19 protein-coding genes and 1 tRNA gene are annotated in these 18,036 nt (G+C 41.8%); 4 read left to right on the top strand and 16 right to left on the bottom strand.

The annotated features are described in order from the left end of the window. Window position 1: 1 nt before the first annotated feature. Together modA and Xbud_RS02340 are read right to left on the bottom strand one after the other, a co-directional pair. Window positions 2-784 (bottom strand): molybdate ABC transporter substrate-binding protein, encoded by a 783-nt coding sequence (modA, locus tag Xbud_RS02345; protein WP_099134541.1) that lies wholly within the window; start codon window positions 782-784, stop codon window positions 2-4. A gap of 256 nt (window positions 785-1,040) precedes the next feature. Next, a complete protein-coding gene (locus Xbud_RS02340) occupies window positions 1,041-1,187 on the bottom strand; it encodes an AcrZ family multidrug efflux pump-associated protein (RefSeq protein ID WP_099134540.1) in 147 nt (48 codons plus the stop codon). A 211-nt stretch (window positions 1,188-1,398) separates the two neighbouring features. On the opposite strand from Xbud_RS02340, the gene modE reads away from it, so the two are divergent. From modE to gpmA, 4 genes are all read left to right on the top strand, one after another. Beyond that, window positions 1,399-2,205 carry a molybdenum-dependent transcriptional regulator gene (modE, locus tag Xbud_RS02335; RefSeq protein ID WP_099134539.1) on the top strand — a complete coding sequence of 269 codons (807 nt, stop codon included), beginning with the start codon at window positions 1,399-1,401 and terminating at the stop codon, window positions 2,203-2,205. Between the two features lie 221 nt (window positions 2,206-2,426). Next, a complete protein-coding gene (gene modF, locus Xbud_RS02330; protein ID WP_099134538.1) occupies window positions 2,427-3,908 on the top strand; it encodes a molybdate ABC transporter ATP-binding protein ModF in 1,482 nt (493 codons plus the stop codon). Window positions 3,909-4,128: 220 nt separating this feature from the next. Next, window positions 4,129-4,959 carry a CPBP family intramembrane glutamic endopeptidase gene (locus Xbud_RS02325; RefSeq protein ID WP_099134537.1) on the top strand — a complete coding sequence of 277 codons (831 nt, stop codon included), beginning with the start codon at window positions 4,129-4,131 and terminating at the stop codon, window positions 4,957-4,959. A 325-nt stretch (window positions 4,960-5,284) separates the two neighbouring features. Then, a complete protein-coding gene (gene gpmA, locus Xbud_RS02320; protein WP_099134536.1) occupies window positions 5,285-6,037 on the top strand; it encodes a 2,3-diphosphoglycerate-dependent phosphoglycerate mutase in 753 nt (250 codons plus the stop codon). 65 nt (window positions 6,038-6,102) lie between these two features. Here gpmA and aroG read toward each other — a convergent pair whose 3' ends face one another. The 14 genes from aroG to cydA form a co-directional block, all read right to left on the bottom strand. Further along, a complete protein-coding gene (gene aroG, locus Xbud_RS02315; RefSeq protein WP_099134535.1) occupies window positions 6,103-7,155 on the bottom strand; it encodes a 3-deoxy-7-phosphoheptulonate synthase AroG in 1,053 nt (350 codons plus the stop codon). A 283-nt stretch (window positions 7,156-7,438) separates the two neighbouring features. Then, complete coding sequence (gene pnuC, locus Xbud_RS02310) at window positions 7,439-8,140, bottom strand: nicotinamide riboside transporter PnuC (RefSeq protein ID WP_099134534.1); 702 nt, start codon at window positions 8,138-8,140, stop codon at window positions 7,439-7,441. Window positions 8,141-8,410: 270 nt separating this feature from the next. Beyond that, a tRNA-Lys gene (locus Xbud_RS02305) sits at window positions 8,411-8,486 on the bottom strand. 167 nt (window positions 8,487-8,653) lie between these two features. After that, window positions 8,654-9,418, bottom strand: a complete 765-nt coding sequence (gene cpoB, locus Xbud_RS02300; RefSeq protein ID WP_099134533.1) for a cell division protein CpoB — start codon at window positions 9,416-9,418, stop codon at window positions 8,654-8,656. Between the two features lie 9 nt (window positions 9,419-9,427). Continuing rightward, the gene (gene pal / locus Xbud_RS02295; RefSeq protein WP_099134532.1) at window positions 9,428-9,934 is read right to left on the bottom strand and encodes a peptidoglycan-associated lipoprotein Pal; all 507 of its coding nucleotides are present in this window, start codon (window positions 9,932-9,934) and stop codon (window positions 9,428-9,430) included. Between the two features lie 43 nt (window positions 9,935-9,977). Further along, window positions 9,978-11,285, bottom strand: a complete 1,308-nt coding sequence (tolB, locus tag Xbud_RS02290; RefSeq protein ID WP_099134531.1) for a Tol-Pal system beta propeller repeat protein TolB — start codon at window positions 11,283-11,285, stop codon at window positions 9,978-9,980. A gap of 166 nt (window positions 11,286-11,451) precedes the next feature. Beyond that, window positions 11,452-12,498 (bottom strand): cell envelope integrity protein TolA, encoded by a 1,047-nt coding sequence (tolA, locus tag Xbud_RS02285; protein ID WP_169923011.1) that lies wholly within the window; start codon window positions 12,496-12,498, stop codon window positions 11,452-11,454. 35 nt (window positions 12,499-12,533) lie between these two features. Continuing rightward, entirely contained in the window at window positions 12,534-12,965 is a 432-nt protein-coding gene (gene tolR / locus Xbud_RS02280) for a colicin uptake protein TolR (protein WP_099134529.1), read from the bottom strand. A 23-nt stretch (window positions 12,966-12,988) separates the two neighbouring features. Next, complete coding sequence (gene tolQ, locus Xbud_RS02275; protein ID WP_099134528.1) at window positions 12,989-13,678, bottom strand: Tol-Pal system protein TolQ; 690 nt, start codon at window positions 13,676-13,678, stop codon at window positions 12,989-12,991. Continuing rightward, window positions 13,675-14,079: a tol-pal system-associated acyl-CoA thioesterase gene (ybgC, locus tag Xbud_RS02270; protein ID WP_169923010.1), complete on the bottom strand. Its 405-nt coding sequence runs from the start codon at window positions 14,077-14,079 to the stop codon at window positions 13,675-13,677. Before ybgC ends, tolQ begins: the two co-directional genes overlap by 4 nt. Before the next feature lie 124 nt (window positions 14,080-14,203). Continuing rightward, window positions 14,204-14,491: a cyd operon protein YbgE gene (gene ybgE, locus Xbud_RS02265; RefSeq protein WP_099134527.1), complete on the bottom strand. Its 288-nt coding sequence runs from the start codon at window positions 14,489-14,491 to the stop codon at window positions 14,204-14,206. Next, on the bottom strand, window positions 14,491-14,607 hold the full coding sequence (cydX, locus tag Xbud_RS02260) for a cytochrome bd-I oxidase subunit CydX (RefSeq protein ID WP_099134526.1): 117 nt from the start codon (window positions 14,605-14,607) through the stop codon (window positions 14,491-14,493). Before cydX ends, ybgE begins: the two co-directional genes overlap by 1 nt. Window positions 14,608-14,620: 13 nt before the next feature. Further along, on the bottom strand, window positions 14,621-15,760 hold the full coding sequence (cydB, locus tag Xbud_RS02255; protein WP_099134525.1) for a cytochrome d ubiquinol oxidase subunit II: 1,140 nt from the start codon (window positions 15,758-15,760) through the stop codon (window positions 14,621-14,623). Window positions 15,761-15,774: 14 nt separating this feature from the next. Next, window positions 15,775-17,361 (bottom strand): cytochrome ubiquinol oxidase subunit I, encoded by a 1,587-nt coding sequence (gene cydA, locus Xbud_RS02250; RefSeq protein ID WP_099134524.1) that lies wholly within the window; start codon window positions 17,359-17,361, stop codon window positions 15,775-15,777. Window positions 17,362-18,036 lie beyond the last annotated feature (675 nt).

Raw genomic sequence — 18,036 nt, 5'->3', positions numbered from 1 at the left:
CCTACAGTGGACTAAAACCGTAACGTTTGAAAATGTTAACGGCTTCAGGGGTTTTGAGATGATCATAAAAATCACGTACCGCCTGATTTTCATGACCTTTAATAATTGCAATGGGATATTCCACTGGTTTATGACTTTCTTGCGGGAATATACCAACCACTTTCACTTTCTTGCTGGCAACGGCATCAGAACCATAGACAATTCCCAATGGTACTTCTTCCCGTTCCACCAAAGCCATACCACTGCGTACATTATTGGTACGAGCCAACAATGGGTTAACCAAGTTCCATGCTCCCAGATACTGAAGGGATTCTTTGGCATAAATACCAACAGGAACATGATCAGGGTCACCAACCGCTAAACGTCCTCCAGACAATAAAGACTGCCATTTTGTTTCTCGATTGATATCGACTTTATTCAGTTTACTCTCTTTGGGAGCAATCAAGACCAGTTGATTCCCCAGCAAAGTATGACGAGTATTTTCAACAATGAGTTTCTTATCAGAAACATAATCCATCCATTGTTGATCAGCAGAAACAAAGATATCTGCGGGCGCTCCCTGCTCTATCTGGCGAGCTAATGTTGAAGACGATGCGTAAGAAGCGACAATATCTCCCCGATTTTCTTTTTTATACTGCTCAGCAATATCATTAAGTGCATTCGTTAATGATGCAGCAGCGAAAACAGTCACTCTCTCCGCAGCCCAACTATTTCCGACAAGTGCAAAAGAAACTACGGTTCCTGTCAGTAACTGATAAAAATTCTTTGCGATGCGCTTTTTCATGTTGTATTCCACTTATGATAACCAAGACCGTGCGCTGTATATAACAAGATACAACGTTAAATGAAAATACTATTCTGAGATTAATCGGCAAGTTGTGAGCCAATTTTAGTTTTTGTGTTCACTCAGGGCAGGTGTTGCAATCTAGATGTGGAGAATTTTTATTTGTAAGCTGGCAGTTGATGAAAAAAAAGCGTAAAGCAAAAAAATTACCCGGAAAAACCGGGTAAGATAAACTCTGATAATCAATCAACTGAAATCAAAGCTTCCGTTCAAGATTTTTCGTTTCATTTTTGGAAATAATGTTAAACAGCTCGCCAAGTCCATAAATCAATCCCAGAATTACTACCATGACAACAGGAACCATGACCAGCGAAAACGCCATACTTTTAATCAACTCAAACATGTAAACCTCATATCATGAGTGACTATCATCTAGTCCAAAATAAACTGTACCGTATTTAACTCTCTTTTCCCCTATCAGAGCAAGAGCAACGTACTGCACAGACGACAATCTCGCTATTCTAGACAATAAAAAGGTAACAGTAACCGACGAAACGTGCGATTCTTACAGTTATTCTGTAAAAACTTTCAAATAGTTGCCTGAATAAATCACTATGCAAGCAGAAATATTGTTAACACTCAAATTGCAGCATCGGGTTTTCGCCGATCCCCGACGAATCGAGTTACTAAAACAGATTAAAATCACGGGTTCCATCAGTCAGGGAGCCAAGCAAGCTGGTATCAGCTATAAAAGTGCCTGGGATGCTATCAATGAAATGAACCATCTCGCAGATGAGTTAATGGTTGATCGTGCAACTGGTGGTAAAGGTGGTGGAGGTGCCCAACTTACACGTTATGGTGAACGTCTGATACAGCTCTACGATCTGCTGGAAAAAATTCAGCAAAAAGCATTTGATGTTCTCAATCAGGATTCATTGCCTTTGGATGGCCTGTTGGCAGCCATATCCCGCTTTTCCCTGCAAACAAGTGCCAGAAATCAATTTTTCGGAACAATTGTCGAGCGTGATTATGAGAACATTCAGCAAAATATCCGTATCCTGCTGGCTGATGACAAAACATCAATCTGTGTTGCGGTAACAGAGCAAAGCGCTAACCGATTAAATCTGGTAAAAGGCAAAGAAGTGATCGCCTTAATTAAGGCTCCGTGGATTACCTTAAGCAAAGGCACTGTAGCTGCAACTTCCTCCAACAATATCTCTTTTGAGAATAGGTTATCTGGTCAAATCAGCCAGATTGAAACAGGAAAACAATGCAGTGAAATTATCCTGACCCTTGATGGCGGTGAATCGCTCTGTGTCACGTTATCCAATCAGGAAATAGAAGATTTGGCTCTTCAACTGCATGATCCCGTGACTGCGCTTTTTAATGCAGATAAGGTGATTATTGCAGCACTATATTAATTAGCGATATGTTATTGATGCTTGCCCCCCTGATACTTACTGTCAGGGGCATCTGTACTGTTGTTGTGACGATTGTTGTAACGATTTCTGTAACAATTTTTGTACCTCCCTTCCTAAAATATCAACCCATAACGAATAACAGACGGTTACTCATTGACATTGAACATTATTACGCTTATTTCTGTGATCCTTTAGTTGATGTTGCTTAAAAAGGAATAGAAATGTCTGAATTGCAAGTAAAGCAAGGTAGTTTCCGTTTAAGTGACACCCGTATTCTGCGGCTACCGTCACTAAAAATTATTTCCGGGGAAAGCTGGGCATTTGTCGGCGCGAATGGCAGTGGAAAGTCTTCTCTGGCTCGTGTTTTATCAAATGAATTAACTCAACTGACAGGTGAAACACATTGCTCTTTTCATACTCCGATACGACTCTCTTTCGAGCAGCTTCAGCAGCTGATCGATGAAGAATGGCAACGCAACAATACAGATTTGCTCAGAGAAGAAGAAGATACGGGACGTACTGCCGCAGAAGTGATCCAAATGTATCACAAAGACAATGAATTGTGCCTTGAACTGACAAAATACTTTGGCATTAAAGACTTGCTTTCACGCCGTTTTAAATATCTTTCTACTGGAGAAGTACGCAAAGTATTGCTTTGCCAGGCATTAATGGCCGATCCAGACCTTTTAATCCTTGATGAGCCTTTTGACGGGTTAGATGCTTATGCCAGAAATCAGTTATCTCAGTTATTAGAGACTCTGACCACAAAAGGCATCACTCTGGTTTTAATCTTAAACCGATTTAACCAGATCCCTGATTTTGTCGAACAAATTGGTGTATTGGCCGATTGTCATTTGACGTTAGCCGGAGAAAAAAAGCGTATTTTGGCTGAATCTCTTGTCGCACAGTTAGCACACAGTGAAGCTCTAAAAAATATTCAACTACCAGAGCCAGATGAATATCGGATTGATAAGCAACTCCCCGCAGATCAACCTTTAGTATCAATGCACAATATGGTTGTTAAATACAACGATAAACCAATATTACATGGCCTGAACTGGCAGATTATCCCTGGTGAACACTGGCAAATCATCGGTGAAAATGGTGCTGGAAAATCCACTCTTCTCAGTCTGATCACTGGCGAGCATCCTCAAGGTTATAGCAATCACCTGGTTTTATTTGGCCGCCAACGAGGAAGTGGTGAGACTATCTGGGATATAAAACGTCATATTGGTTATGTCAGCAATAGTATTCATCTCGAATACCGTGTCAGTACCAGCGTCCGCAATGTTATCCTCTCCGGTTTCTTCGACTCTATCGGGCTTTATCAGGCAGTTTCAGATCGCCAGCAACAATTAGCTGATGAATGGCTAATACTGTTAGGTTTATCCGGCGCAACTGCAAACAGTCCATTTCATAGCTTGTCGTGGGGACAGCAGCGGTTGGTATTGATTGCCCGCGCTTTAGTGAAACATCCGGCATTATTAATTCTGGATGAGCCATTACAAGGGCTTGACCCACTTAATCGTCAATTAGTCCTGCGCTTCATTGATATCATGATTAGAAGTGGTGATACTCAACTTTTGTTTGTTTCTCACCACCAGGAAGATGCGCCTGAGTGTATTACTCATCGGCTGAAATTCATTCCTGATGGTGATGTCTACCGATATGAAACAGAGCTGACTTCTCGCTCACTTTCGTGATGACTTAATAATACCCCCTCTCAAATGAAACTAAGAGAGGGTAAGTCTACACACTGCACCGTCTCTCGAATGAAGAAGATTGTGCGCCAGTTCACAGAATGGTACGGAACACTTTTTTGGTATTTTTTATTATTTTTTTTGAATTTTTCTTCTCTTGCTATAAAATCCCAGTCTATTTTTAGACTATTTACCTATTTTTTCAAAAATAACCGAGAGTTGTATGGGCTGGACTTTACTTGCTGCTTCGTTGGCACTGCTAGATATTCGCCAAAAAATCGCTTTTTTCATTGCACTTTTAGCGATTGTTGTTGGGATCAGCACTCACGTGCTGGCCTATCCCGCGATTATCTCACTATTAATGATAAGTGTGTTGGGTGTAACACATATCTATTTCAATACCAAAAAACATGCTATCGGTAAAAACATTACCGAATTGCTATTGGTTATCGTGAGTATTTTGTTATTTATACATTACATCCCCGGTTTTCATAACCTGAAATATCTGAATAAAGTACAAGTTGGGCCACTCAGCGCCCCTTTTTCCATGTATTTTAATTTTGATAAAGCTTTGATCCCCTTTATTTTATTATGCTGCATGCCGAGTTTATTCCGCCGTAATCCGGTGGTTAATGCTCCTACACATGGTTGGGCACTATTAATCACAACTATACCTGCGTTATTAGGACTCGCGACTGTTCTCGGTGGATTATCCGTTGAACTCCATCTCCCTAACTGGTTTCCTGTATTTGTTGCTGCCAATATCTTCTTCGTTTCATTGGCAGAAGAAGCCTTGTTCCGTGGTTATATTCAACAAAAACTCAGCCAGTGGATGAGCCCTTATTTTGCACTTATCATAACTTCGCTACTATTTGGTGTTGCCCATCTTGCTGGTGGTGCCCTGCTGATGGCTTTCGCAACACTGGCGGGTCTGATTTATGGTATAGCATGGATGTGGAGTGGACGTTTATGGGTAGCTGTCGGCTTCCACTTTACGCTCAATGTATTACATCTGCTGTTTTACACTTATCCGATAAAAGCAGTAATCAGCTAAACGGAATCTGATTCCAACCAAATCTCCAGTTGCAGCCATACTCAATAAATTTCAAGATACGGTTCAACGGCAAGGGAACAAACTCCGGGGAACATAGATCTATATAACAGATACTAGGTAACCAAGATGAGTGAACATCGCCAATAAAGCTACAATTTGAAAAATGGCAGGAATAATCAGGCTGCAACTGTCTCCAGATGTGCCCAAATATGATTTAAAACAGGTGATTCGAGACTATTATTTGCCGTTTCAGTCTATCGCACCATATAATGCCACCAGCAAACATTTCATTTTGTATTAAAAAGTAATGATAGGAGTTTAAGCTATGGCTGTAACTAAGCTGGTCCTTGTAAGGCATGGTGAAAGTGAGTGGAACAAAGAAAACCGCTTTACCGGTTGGACTGATATTGAACTGTCTGATAAAGGCCGCACTGAAGCACAACAAGCTGGTCAATTGCTAAAACAAGAAGGTTTTACTTTTGATTTTGCCTACACTTCTGTTTTAAAACGTGCCATTCATACTTTGTGGAATATTCTGGACCAAGTCGATCAGCAATGGCTGCCAGTTGAAAAAAGCTGGAAACTGAATGAACGCCATTATGGTGCACTGCAAGGTCTGGACAAGGCTGAAACAGCGGCTAAATACGGTGATGATCAAGTTAAATTGTGGCGTCGTGGGTTCGCAATCACGCCTCCAGACCTGACTAAAGATGATGAACGTTATCCTAGTCATGATCCTCGCTATGCAAACCTGAAACCAGAAGAACTTCCTGTCACAGAAAGTCTGGCAACCACTATCGAGCGTGTTGTCCCTTATTGGGAAGAAATTATCAGACCTCGTGTTGCAAACGGTGAAAAAGTCATTATTGCTGCTCATGGCAACTCTCTGCGTGCGCTGGTGAAATATCTGGACAACATGGGCGAAGATGAAATTCTTGAATTGAATATCCCAACTGCTGTGCCATTGGTTTATGAATTTGACGAAAACATGAAACCAATCAAACACTATTATCTGGGTAATGCTGATGAGATAGCTGCAAAAGCAGCCGCAGTAGCAAACCAAGGTAAAGCGAAGTAATTCAAACTATCTCTTGAATATAATAAGCAAAAGCCGGAAACCACTCCGGCTTTTTTCATACTACTTTAACCCCGGCGAGCTCTGACAGCCTGAGATAATTGCCGCAATAAAGTCTCTGTATCATCCCAACCAATGCAGGCATCTGTCACACTTTGGCCATAAACCAGAGGTTCGTCACCATCCAAGCTTTGGTTGCCTTCAACCAGATTGCTTTCAACCATCACACCAATAATCGCAGTTTCTCCTGCGGAAATCTGACCACAAACATCAGTGCCAACATCCATTTGCCTTTTGAATTGCTTCGCGCTGTTTGCGTGGCTAAAATCAATCATTACCCGTGGCGCCAATCCTGCTTTTATTAACCCTTCTTTAACAGCACCGACATGTTCAGCACTATAATTAGGTTCCTTACCACCACGCAGAATAATATGACAATCCTGATTACCTGTGGTGTTAACAATTGCAGAGTGGCCCCATTTAGTCACTGACAGAAAACAGTGTGGTGAGCTGGCTGCATTAATAGCATCAATCGCCACTTTTATTGTACCGTCAGTACCATTTTTAAAACCAACCGGGCAAGAAAGACCAGATGCCAACTCACGATGAACCTGGGACTCTGTTGTACGCGCTCCTATTGCTCCCCAGCTCATGAGATCTGCAAGATATTGAGGTGTGATCATATCAAGGTATTCACCTGCTGCTGGTAATCCCATATCGTTAATATCGATCAGAAGTTTACGTGCTACACGTAATCCATCGTTAATATCAAAACTACAATCCATTTTCGGGTCATTAATTAACCCTTTCCAACCGATTGTAGTACGAGGTTTTTCAAAATAAACCCGCATCACGATTTCCAAATCTGCCTTCAATTCCTTACGTAATTTGTTCAGGCGCTCTGCATATTCCAATGCAGCCTCTGGATCATGAATTGAGCACGGGCCAATTACTACCAATAGCCGATCATCTTCACCCGCTAAAACGTTATGAATAGCTTCACGAGCTTCACGGACAGTAATAGCAGTATCTTTTGTTGCAGGAAATTTTTCGAGCAATGCAACTGGTGGTAATAATTCTGTTATTTTCCTTATTTTTATATCGTCATTCTGGTAATTCATCGACCTTCCACCTAATGTGTTTACAGTTATTTGAAATAATTTTGTGATCTCAATCTAACTGTTAGGCGCTATGCTGTAAATAATCTTTGTAGGTAAGAAAAGAACTTTTTTCATAGAAGAATAAGAATATACATAAAAATTATGTAGATTCAGATGATTAAATTAATAAAGCAGGAACTTGCAAGATGGAGCAAATAAACGAAATATCAATAACAGGCTATAAGCCAATTAATGACTTATAGCCTGCGCTAACTGTTAGTTTGCGTTTTTAATAGATTACACTTTATTCATTATTTTTAGCTGCTTTGATCCACAAACGAGCACCATTCAGAGCGATCCCCGTCAGGATAATGTACTGCAACGACATAGCCAGAACACCTTGATAGAAATAAATCACTACACTAATAACATTAATGATCACCCATATCAGCCAATTTTCCACATGCTTACGGGTCATTAAAATCATTGCCACTATTGATAGCACTGTCATCACTGAATCCCAGAATGGGAATGCATCTGGCTGTAAATTCGGCATGGTAATATTAGATCCTATACCCTGTAAGGCAAGAACCACAATTTTTGCCATATAACCAAAGATCTGATTAATATTGAATGTCATGATCAGGATGAAAACGATAGAAACTACCGCCACACTGAGCATTTGTTTAGGGTTTAGCCAACGGATCTTTAATTCTATCTGTTTCTGTTCGTTGACCCGACTCCAGGCATACCAGCCATAAATATTAGCGGCGAAGAAAAAGATTTGTAGAATAAGACTGGCATAGAGTTGAATTTGGAAAAATATCACAGCAAATAATGACACATTAATCACACCAAACAGGTAATTAATAATTTTTTCCTGACTGGCGAGCCAAATACATAATAAGCCCGCAATTGTACCAACAGCTTCTACGTATGAAAGGTTATAACCGTCTGCTCCTAGCGGAATATGTACCAATATGTTATGAATGTTGAAAAAATCCATGCTTTCTTATCCTTAACCATAAATGATGTTTAGTATATTAATACAGAAAACGTAAAGTTAAGATGAAAATCGACTATTTTGCCCTATATTGTTTTACATACTAAACAAGATAGCCAATCTGTAAGCGAATGTCTTCAAATATTTTAAAGTTTTTAATATGATATAGAGGAGTTAATTTCGGCTCGAACCTGCAACCCATTAAGTAAAGATAAACCGCTCTACCGACTGAGCTAACGATCCATCTGGGGAGTGTCTGATTGGAAACTTAGATGGTGGGTCGTGCAGGATTCGAACCTGCGACCAATTGATTAAAAGTCAACTGCTCTACCGACTGAGCTAACGACCCATCTAAATCTTGTCTGGCATTGCTTTTCTTATTGCTTGCCAACGGCGGCATATATTACTGATTTCTCTGCGAGGCGCAACGTTTATTTTATCAAACCCCGTTTAAACGCCTATTAATCGGCCAATTATCCCCAAAAAGACCGATAAATAACCTCTTGGGGATAATTATTACATTCCTGCAATCTTTTTTTCGGCCATTTTAGCCGCACTAGTACCAGGGTATTGCTTAACCACCTGTTGATAAACTGCCTTCGCCTTATCCTTTTGCCCTTTTTCCTGCATGATCAAACCAACTTTATACAGAGAATCACTGCTTTTCTGTGATTTAGGATAATTTTTCACTACGGTCGCGAAATAATAAGCCGCATCATCTTTCTTACCTTTGTTGTAATTCAACTGGCCTAGCCAATAGCTGGCATTCGGTAAGTATTTCGACTTAGGATAAACTTTGACAAAATTCTGGAATGCTACGATAGCTTTATCATATTCCTTAGTATTGATAGCCAAAGCGACAGCGGCATCATAATCTCCCTTTTCACTTCCTGTGCTAGTGGCGGCAGCGGGCTGATTATCAGCCCGCTTTTCCACTGGAGTAGCTGCATTATCGTTTTCTGCACCTGAAGGGTTAGTGATTTTATCCAACTGCTGATAAATATCTTTCTGGCGCTCAATGATCTGATTTAATTGATACTGATTTTCCTGAATCTGGCCTCGGAGTGTATCAATATCACGCTGAGAATCAGCAAGCTGTTGCTGGAGTTGAGTTAATAACTGACTATGAGCGTCGGAAATACGCTCTAATTGGGAAAGACGCTCATCTGTGGAGCCTGAGCCGACATTACTGATTGGCGCTCGGGCGGTAGCGGCCCAAGGAGCCGCTACGCCAACCAATAACGACAGACCCAATACAAAACGTCTGAAGTTACTGTTCATGCCTTACTCTTAGTATACAATTACAGCGCGACGATTTTTAGCGTATGCTGCTTCGTCATGACCAAGTACAGCTGGGTTTTCTTTACCATAAGAAACGATAGCAAGCTGGTCAGCTGAAACACCTTTGCCTTGCAGATACATTTTAACTGCATTTGCACGACGCTCACCCAGAGCGATATTGTATTCAGGAGTACCGCGCTCATCCGCATGGCCTTCGATAGTTACTTTAACAGATGGATTGCTACGCAGGAATGCAGCATGTGCATCCAACATCTGAGCAAATTCGCTGTTAATGTCGTATTTATCGAAACCGAAGTATACGATGTTATTGTTTTGCAGCTCTTGCATCTGCTGACGTGCTAATTCTTCAGCAGACAAACCTGCTTTAGAAGAATTATCAACAGTGCCTACACCAGACTGATCATTGTTGCCATTTTTGTTAGTGTTAGTACACGCTGCTACGGCCATGATTGGTAAAGCTAACATCAGCCCTTTTAGCACTTTGTTCAGTTGCATCTCTTTGATCCTTTTATAGTTTGCCATACATACTTATTATGCATCACAGATACGGCGACCAGGCAGGAAATTTAACCTGTCCATCGGTAGCCGGAAGACGCGCTTTGAAACGCCCGTCAGTCGAAACTAGCTGCAATACAGTCCCCAACCCTTGAGTGGAGCTATAAATAACCATAGTGCCGTTAGGTGCGATACTCGGCGTTTCATCTAGAAACGTATCTGTCAAAATCTGGACAGATCCCGTTACCAGATCCTGTTTGGCGATGTGCTGACTGCCACTCGCTGTACTAACCATAACGATAAAAATACCGTCTGGACTCACATCAGCATCTTGGTTTTGTGAACCTTCCCAAGTCAGTCGTTGTGGAGCACCGCCATTAATATCGATTTTATACAATTGTGGACGACCACCCTGATCAGAGGTATAGACCAGTGTCTGGCTATCCGGCATCCAGCTCGGCTCAGTATTGTTACTGCGGCCATCAGTTATTTGACGAATCTGCCCTGAAGCCAAATCCATCACATACAAATTCAAACTACCTGTTTTAGATAGCGCAAAAGCGAGCTTAGCCCCATCAGGGGAGAATGCTGGCGCTCCATTGTGGCGAGGAAATGAAGCTACATGACGAATTGCTCCTGTTGCCAATGTTTGGATAACCAGAGAAGAACGGCCACCTTCAAATGTCACATATGCCAGTTGAGAATTGTCTGGTGACCATGCCGGTGACATTAAAGGTTCTGCTGAACTGCGTACCGGAGTTTCGTTATAACCGTCATAATCAGAAACACGCAATTCATACGAATACTTATTCGTAACAGCCCTCTTAACCACATAAGCTATACGAGTAGTGAATGCGCCTTTAATACCTGTCAGCTTTTCAAATACTTCATTGCTGGCTGTATGCGCAGCATAGCGTAGCCATTTTTTCTCAACTGGAAATTGATTCTGCGCCAATACTGAACCCGGTGTCCCAGCTACATCAACCAACTGATAGGAAACCAAAAATTTACCATCAGCGGCAGGTTGAATTTGCCCCACAACTACAGAATCTATTCCAAGCGCAGACCATACCGCAGGTGTTACTTCAGACGCTGTAGTAGGTTGTTGCGGCATACGATCCGGAGTAATGGGATTAAATTTCCCACTGTTCCTCAAATCAGCAGCAACAATTGAACCGATTTCTTCTGGCGGATTACCTGCACCAGTCCATTTAAATGGAACAACGCCAATAGGACGGGCAGAGTCAACACCTTCTGTAATTTCAATACGAACTTCTGCATGAGCAAACGTTGCCCATAGCATCAGAAAACCCAATAATGCTTTAAACGTCAGTTTAAAAGTTTGCTTCATCATCTCTCCCTTATCGCGATCGATATGCCAGCAATAATCCGCCGGATTCTAACAAACGCCAACAAACAAAACCAGATACATAAATAAAATCTAATAATTTTATTTATGTAAATAAATTATCCGAAGTTTCATCTAATAAATAACACATTTCCACCAAATATTTACCTTACTGTGGTTTAAAGTCTAGTGAGAAACTCTTGAAATGTTCATAAACCTCTTTACTTGGTGGACGTGGCATTTTGGTTTGATTCGCCGCGGCAATTGCAGCCCTACATAATGCGGGGTCGCCACCATTAGCCTGAACACTAATCAACATACCATCTGATGCCAATTTTATGCTCAAATCACAAGTACGCCCTAAGTACAAACTCGGATCACGAAAATTCTTCTGGATAGCGGCCCGAATTTGCCCTTTATAATTATTGATATCCGATTCAGAAACGCCACTTTTCTTACTACCGCCTTTACCCGCAGCGGAGGCTCCACCTTGCTGTTTGGGTGCATTAGACGTTAATCCCCCAAGCAGATCATCGACTGCCTGAGCCTCTTTTTGGGCTTCAGCCTTAGATTTGGCTTTTGCTTTAGCAGCGGCTTCAGCTTTAGCTTTCTCTTCAGCAGCAGCTTTAGCTTTTGCCGCTGCTTCCGCTTTTGCCTTCGCTTCGGTTTCAGCTTTTCGTTTCGCTGCTTCTTCTGCTTCTTCTGCTTCTTTCTTAGCTTGGGCTTCTGCCTTTCTCTGAGCTTCTGCCTGCTCTTTCAGAATTCTTTCTTGCTCCGCTTTCGCTTTAGCAGCAGCCTCTTCGGCAATCTTTTGCTCTTCACGGGCCTTAGCCGCCGCAGTATCAGCCAGCTTTTTCTGTTCTTCCGCGGCTTGCTGTGCTTTTATCCGCTCTTCTTCTGCGGCTTTTAGCCGCTCCTGCTCTTCTGCCTGTTTAGCACGCAATTCGGCTGCCTGCTGTTCAGCTTTTTTCTTCCGCTGCTGCTCAGCCAGCTTTGCATTAGCCTGCTGTTGCTGCTGCTGGTTATATTGCTGAACTACCGCATTCGGATCGACCATAACGGCATCAATCACCGTACCACTATTTCCACCGCCTCCCATTTCTGTTTTTTGCTTCAAAGACCCCCAAATCAGGAATCCGAACAGAATAATGTGCAAAATAATCGAAATGATAATGGCACGATTTAGCCTACTGTTTTGCTTGCTTGTCTTTCCCACGCTCGACATCCAGAAACTTTAAGTAAAAGCCGCCATCAGGCACCAATAGGCTGAGTCATTAAACCAACCGATTTCACACCCGCTTGACGAAGCATATTCAGTGCTTTGATGATTTCATCATAAGGGACTTCCTTTGAACCCCCAATCAAGAAAATTGTTTTTGGGTTAGCTTTCATCAAGGTTTGAGCTTCAGCAATAATTTGCTGCTCAGGTAATAATTCTAAACGCTCCTGATTAACAACCATGTTGTACTGCCCTACCCCGGAAACTTCTACAATAACAGGTGGATTATCAGAACTGGAGACGGTTTTGGAATCCACCGAATCAGGTAAATCAACTTCTACGCTTTGTGTGATAATCGGGGCGGTTGCCATAAAAATCAGCAGCAAAACCAACAACACGTCCAGCAAGGGAACGATATTGATCTCGGATTTTAGCTCACGTCTGCGACTACGAGTGCGCGCCATTCGCTTTTTCCCCTTACGATGAATTACGACTTATTGGAATTGGAAACAAAAGCCTGACGATGCAAAATCGCCAGAAATTCTTCCATAAAATTGTCGTAACTTTGTTCCAGTTTATTGACACGCTGGTTCAGACGGTTATAAGCCATCACCGCCGGAATTGCAGCAAACAAACCAATTGCTGTTGCAATCAAAGCTTCCGCAATACCAGGGGCAACCATTTGCAATGTTGCCTGTTTCACTGCTCCCAGAGCAATAAAAGCGTGCATAATCCCCCAAACTGTGCCGAACAAACCGATATAGGGGCTAATAGAACCGACAGTACCCAGAAATGGGATATGATTTTCCAATGTTTCTAATTCACGGTTCATTGAAATTCTCATAGCGCGGGAAGCTCCCGTAATGACAGCCTCTGGTGCATGGTTATTCGCCTGATGTAAGCGAGCGAATTCTTTAAAACCAGAATAAAAAATCTGTTCAGTACCACTTAAAGAATCACGGCGTGACTGGCTTTCTTTATAAAGACGGGATAACTCAACCCCAGACCAAAATTTATCTTCAAATGCTTCCGCTTCCCGAGTAGCAGCATTCAGAATTCTTGTTCGTTGAATAATAACTGCCCAAGAAACTACAGAGAAGCCAATCAGGATTAACATGATCAGCTGCACTAAAAAGCCTGCCTTCAGGAATAAATCTAGGATGTTCATGTCAGTCACTGCTTAAACTCCGCGACAATAGACTTTGGAAGCGCAATAGGCTTCATTTGAGATGAATTTACGCAGACGATCAGACATTCTGCGTTACTGATAACTACATCATTACCATCAACAATTCGTTGAATAAATGTCAGTGAAGCACCACGGATGTTCGTTATCTCGCTTTCCACAACCAACTGATCATCCAGCCTCGCTGGTTTCCGGTAGTCAACAGTCATGCGGCTGACAGCAAAACCGACTTGTTCATCCAACATATACTTTTGGTGGAAGCCCTTATCACGCAACATCTCTGTACGCGCTCTTTCATAAAAAGCCAAATATTGAGCGTGATAGACTATACCACTAGCATCTGTGTCTTCGTAATAAACACGGATAGGCCAACGGAACAACATATTACTCACATATAATCCTAATCAGGCGAATTGACGCTGTCACTATACTCAAGACAATAGCGCTTTGGAATGACTTGTTATTAAAGAAATCAAAAAAATTTATAAGCCAACGTCCTATAAAATCATAAATAGTTTACTTAAGGAAATGATATAAGCCAAAAATCAGAATCAAAAATGCAGGTAATGGATGAAAAAAAAGACGCCAGATAAAATGTTTAGGGTTAAATCCAATGCCAAAAATGACCCCAGAACACACCGCCCAGATCAGTAAAATGCCTTGCCATACAGGCAATGAACTTGTGTTCGCAGCAAAACGTGTTGGATCCCACAATACACATCCAGCAAGTACCAAAGCCATTATGAGGATAAGGGCCCTCAGCAGGCCCTTATTCATCAGTTGGTAAAACTTTTCAACCAACATTATCTTTCGTCACTCTCAGTTACTTTTTCTGATTCACTATGCTCAAGTGCCAAAGCTGCAATAACTGCAAAACTACAAGCTAAGAGCGTTCCCAGAATCCAAGCAAAATACCACATGCTCTATGCTCCTTTAGTACAATGAGTGTTTGTTGTTTTCAATGTAGCTCTTATCCAAACGCCCAAAGGTTTTGTAGTAACACCAAATGGTGTATGACAGAATGATAGGAACGAAGATAAGCGCAACAATGAACATAACTTGCAACGTCCACTGACTGGATGTCGCATCCCACATAGTCAAACTGACATTCGGATTAAGGCTTGATGGCATCACAAACGGGAACATGGATATTCCTGCGGTCAGAATAATACAAGCAACCGTCAATGATGAGAACAGGAACGCCCAGGCACCTTTATCCAATCGGGTCGCCAGCATAGTCAACAAAGGAAGAATAACACCCAATGCAGGTATCGCCCACAATACTGGCCGATTATCGAAGTTAATAAGCCATGCCCCTGCTTGTTGAGCAACTTGTTTATGCAATGGATTAGATACTCCATTCACATCCAGACCACCAGTCACAACATAACCATCAATGCCATAAACCAGCCACACTCCCGCCAGTAAGAAAGCCACAGCGGTTATCAATGCACAAACGTGTGTCGCAGCACGGGAACGCAAATGCAATTCACCCGTAGTACGCATTTGCAGGTAGGTTGCCCCTTGTGTCGTAATCATCATCAAACTGATGATACCTGCCAGCAACCCATAAGGGTTCAACAGCTCAAAGAATGACCCTTCATAGGAAACCCTCTGGTCTACATCTATCATCAGTGGTACACCTTGCAGCAGGTTACCGAATGCAACTCCAATGACCAATGGAGGTACAAAACTGCCAACAAACAGCCCCCAGTCCCACATGTTACGCCATTTTCTGTTTTCCAGTTTTGAACGATAGTCAAACCCTACAGGGCGGAAGAACAACGCAGCCAACACCAAAATCATCGCTACATAGAAACCGGAGAAAGCGGCAGCATATATCGCTGGCCAGGCAGCAAACAATGCACCACCCGCGGTGATTAACCATACCTGATTACCATCCCAGTGAGGTGCAACCGAGTTAATCATGACACGACGTTCAGTGTCGTCTTTGCCGATAATCCGCAGCAGGATACCAACACCCATGTCAAAACCATCGGTCACTGCAAACCCGATTAGCAATACACCAATCAACAGCCACCATATAAATCGTAACACTTCATAATCAAGCATAAGTGGACTCCTGCTTACTCAATATTATTCGCTGAAGAATTATTGGTTGAAGAAATGGTTTTCTGTTCAAAATGGTAACGTCCGGTCTTAAGGCTACTTGGGCCAAGGCGCGCAAATTTGAACATCAAAAACATTTCAGCGATCAGGAACAAGGTATACAGACCACAAATCAGTGTCATTGAGAAAATCAGATCACCAATACTGCGTGTCGAAGCAGCCACTGCGGTTGGCAATACTTCACCAATTGCCCAAGGCTGACGGCCATACTCTGCAACAAACCAACCAGCTTCAACCGCAATCCACGGTAATGGAATACTGAACAATGCCGCACGCAACAACCACTTCTGTTGACCAATGCGATTACGGATCACGCTGAAGAATGCCAGGCCGATAACCAGTAACATGATGAAGCCACAGGCAACCATGATACGAAATGCAAAATAAAGTGGTGCCACAAGTGGAATAGAATCTTTCGCAGCGGCTTTAATTTGCTCTTCTGTCGCGTTTGCCACCTCTGGGGTGTAACGTTTTACGAGCATGCCGTAACCAAGGTCTTTTTTGCTTTCATTGAATGCTTTACGTACTGCCGGATCAGTGTTACCTGCACGCAGCTCTTCCAGCAATTCATATGCTTTAAGACCGTTACGGATACGTTGTTCATGCTGATTCATCAAGTCACGCAGGCCAACAACCGGAGTATCAGTGGAGCGTGTAGCGATAAGACCTAATATGTAAGGAATTTGAATGGAATATTTGTTTTCCATCTTATCCTGATCAGGAATACTAATCAGCGTGAATGCAGCCGGAGGAGTTTGAGTTTCCCACTCTGCTTCAATGGCAGCCAGTTTGGTTTTCTGCACATCCCCCATTTCGTATCCAGATTCATCCCCCAGTACAATGACAGACAGAACTGCTGCAATACCGAAACTTGATGCAATGGCAAATGAACGTTTAGCAAACGGAATATCCCGCCCTTTAAGTAAATAATAAGAGCTGATCCCCAAGACGAAAATTGCGCCTGTCACATAACCAGCAGCTACAGTATGAACAAACTTCACTTGGGCAACAGGATTCAGAACCAGTTCACTAAAGCTCACCATCTCCATGCGCATGGTTTCAAAATTGAAATCAGATGCAATCGGATTTTGCATCCAGCCATTCGCAATTAGGATCCATAAAGCAGAAAAGTTAGAACCTAATGCAACCAACCAAGTCACAACCAAATGCTGTTTCTTGCTCAGACGATCCCAACCGAAAAAGAACAAACCAACAAATGTGGATTCAAGGAAGAACGCCATTAAACCTTCAATGGCCAGTGGTGCACCAAAAATATCACCAACGTAATGTGAGAAATATGACCAGTTTGTTCCGAACTGGAACTCCATAGTCAAACCTGTTGCGACACCCAAGGCAAAGTTAATACCAAATAGCTTACCCCAGAATTTCGTCATATCTTTGTAGATTTGTTTACCAGACAGAACATATACCGTTTCCATAATCGCAAGCAAAAACGCCATACCGAGTGTTAATGGTACGAATAAGAAATGGTACATAGCAGTTAAGGCAAACTGTAATCGTGACAGTTCGACAATATCAAACATCTTGACTCCTTGCTCCTAGCAGGAAGACACCGACTTGCGGCAACCCGACTTTCGTTTTACGAAAGTCTCGTAACTACCAGCAATAAATGCCTCAAACACAACAACAAATTATTAAGTAAATTAAAATTTAGTAGATGCCTCAATAATATTACGCCTATATTCACACACAATAAATAGCTTTTGCGTGACTAAGATTAGAATTCTCTATATAGGCCAATAGTACCGAGGTAATATCTGTTTATTTTAGAAAAATAAAATCAAGTTTAGCGAACACATTCCACAGTAATAAATTGATTTTAGTCAATTTTCTCTGTTTTCTGTTAATCATTGCAGCTATTATTTCATTACAGTTGATTTAGTGTTAATAATTTGTTTCCCACAATGCCTATTAATTTATTTTTTGCTGTAAAAAGCATTATAAAATTAACTTTCCATTTTCATTATGAGAAAAATATATTTTTCTAACATTTCTAATTAAATTAAACGATTAAATAGAGTTTTCTAAAATAAGTTCAATTAAATTTTAAAATATCCATCAGTATAAAAAGACTAACCTACTGTTTATATTATAAATAAAAGTAAAAATCCGCCTTCATAGAAGGCGGCTTTGACGCGGCCCCCTAAAAGGGGGCTTAAACACTATTCTTCCAGCCCCAGCTGTATTTGTCTTTCTGC

This window comes from Xenorhabdus budapestensis (assembly GCF_002632465.1).
Classification (GTDB): Bacteria; Pseudomonadota; Gammaproteobacteria; order Enterobacterales; family Enterobacteriaceae; genus Xenorhabdus; species Xenorhabdus budapestensis.
Note: the sequence above shows the minus strand (reverse complement) of the source record. Positions and strands in the feature narration are given on the sequence as shown.

What these genes read in the sequence shown, in the direction of transcription:
- pnuC (WP_099134534.1), bottom strand. Translation starts at nt 8,140, where the DNA reads ATGGATTTTTTCAACATTCATAACATATTGGTACATATTCCGCTAGGA.
- cydX (WP_099134526.1), bottom strand. Translation starts at nt 14,607, where the DNA reads ATGTGGTATTTTGCTTGGATTCTGGGAACGCTCTTAGCTTGTAGTTTT.
- Xbud_RS02325 (WP_099134537.1), top strand. Translation starts at nt 4,129, where the DNA reads ATGGGCTGGACTTTACTTGCTGCTTCGTTGGCACTGCTAGATATTCGC.
- modE (WP_099134539.1), top strand. Translation starts at nt 1,399, where the DNA reads ATGCAAGCAGAAATATTGTTAACACTCAAATTGCAGCATCGGGTTTTC.
- cpoB (WP_099134533.1), bottom strand. Translation starts at nt 9,418, where the DNA reads ATGAACAGTAACTTCAGACGTTTTGTATTGGGTCTGTCGTTATTGGTT.
- cydB (WP_099134525.1), bottom strand. Translation starts at nt 15,760, where the DNA reads ATGCTTGATTATGAAGTGTTACGATTTATATGGTGGCTGTTGATTGGT.
- modA (WP_099134541.1), bottom strand. Translation starts at nt 784, where the DNA reads ATGAAAAAGCGCATCGCAAAGAATTTTTATCAGTTACTGACAGGAACC.
- ybgE (WP_099134527.1), bottom strand. Translation starts at nt 14,491, where the DNA reads ATGTTGGTTGAAAAGTTTTACCAACTGATGAATAAGGGCCTGCTGAGG.
- modF (WP_099134538.1), top strand. Translation starts at nt 2,427, where the DNA reads ATGTCTGAATTGCAAGTAAAGCAAGGTAGTTTCCGTTTAAGTGACACC.
- Xbud_RS02340 (WP_099134540.1), bottom strand. Translation starts at nt 1,187, where the DNA reads ATGTTTGAGTTGATTAAAAGTATGGCGTTTTCGCTGGTCATGGTTCCT.
- gpmA (WP_099134536.1), top strand. Translation starts at nt 5,285, where the DNA reads ATGGCTGTAACTAAGCTGGTCCTTGTAAGGCATGGTGAAAGTGAGTGG.
- tolR (WP_099134529.1), bottom strand. Translation starts at nt 12,965, where the DNA reads ATGGCGCGCACTCGTAGTCGCAGACGTGAGCTAAAATCCGAGATCAAT.
- aroG (WP_099134535.1), bottom strand. Translation starts at nt 7,155, where the DNA reads ATGAATTACCAGAATGACGATATAAAAATAAGGAAAATAACAGAATTA.
- pal (WP_099134532.1), bottom strand. Translation starts at nt 9,934, where the DNA reads ATGCAACTGAACAAAGTGCTAAAAGGGCTGATGTTAGCTTTACCAATC.
- tolB (WP_099134531.1), bottom strand. Translation starts at nt 11,285, where the DNA reads ATGAAGCAAACTTTTAAACTGACGTTTAAAGCATTATTGGGTTTTCTG.
- cydA (WP_099134524.1), bottom strand. Translation starts at nt 17,361, where the DNA reads ATGTTTGATATTGTCGAACTGTCACGATTACAGTTTGCCTTAACTGCT.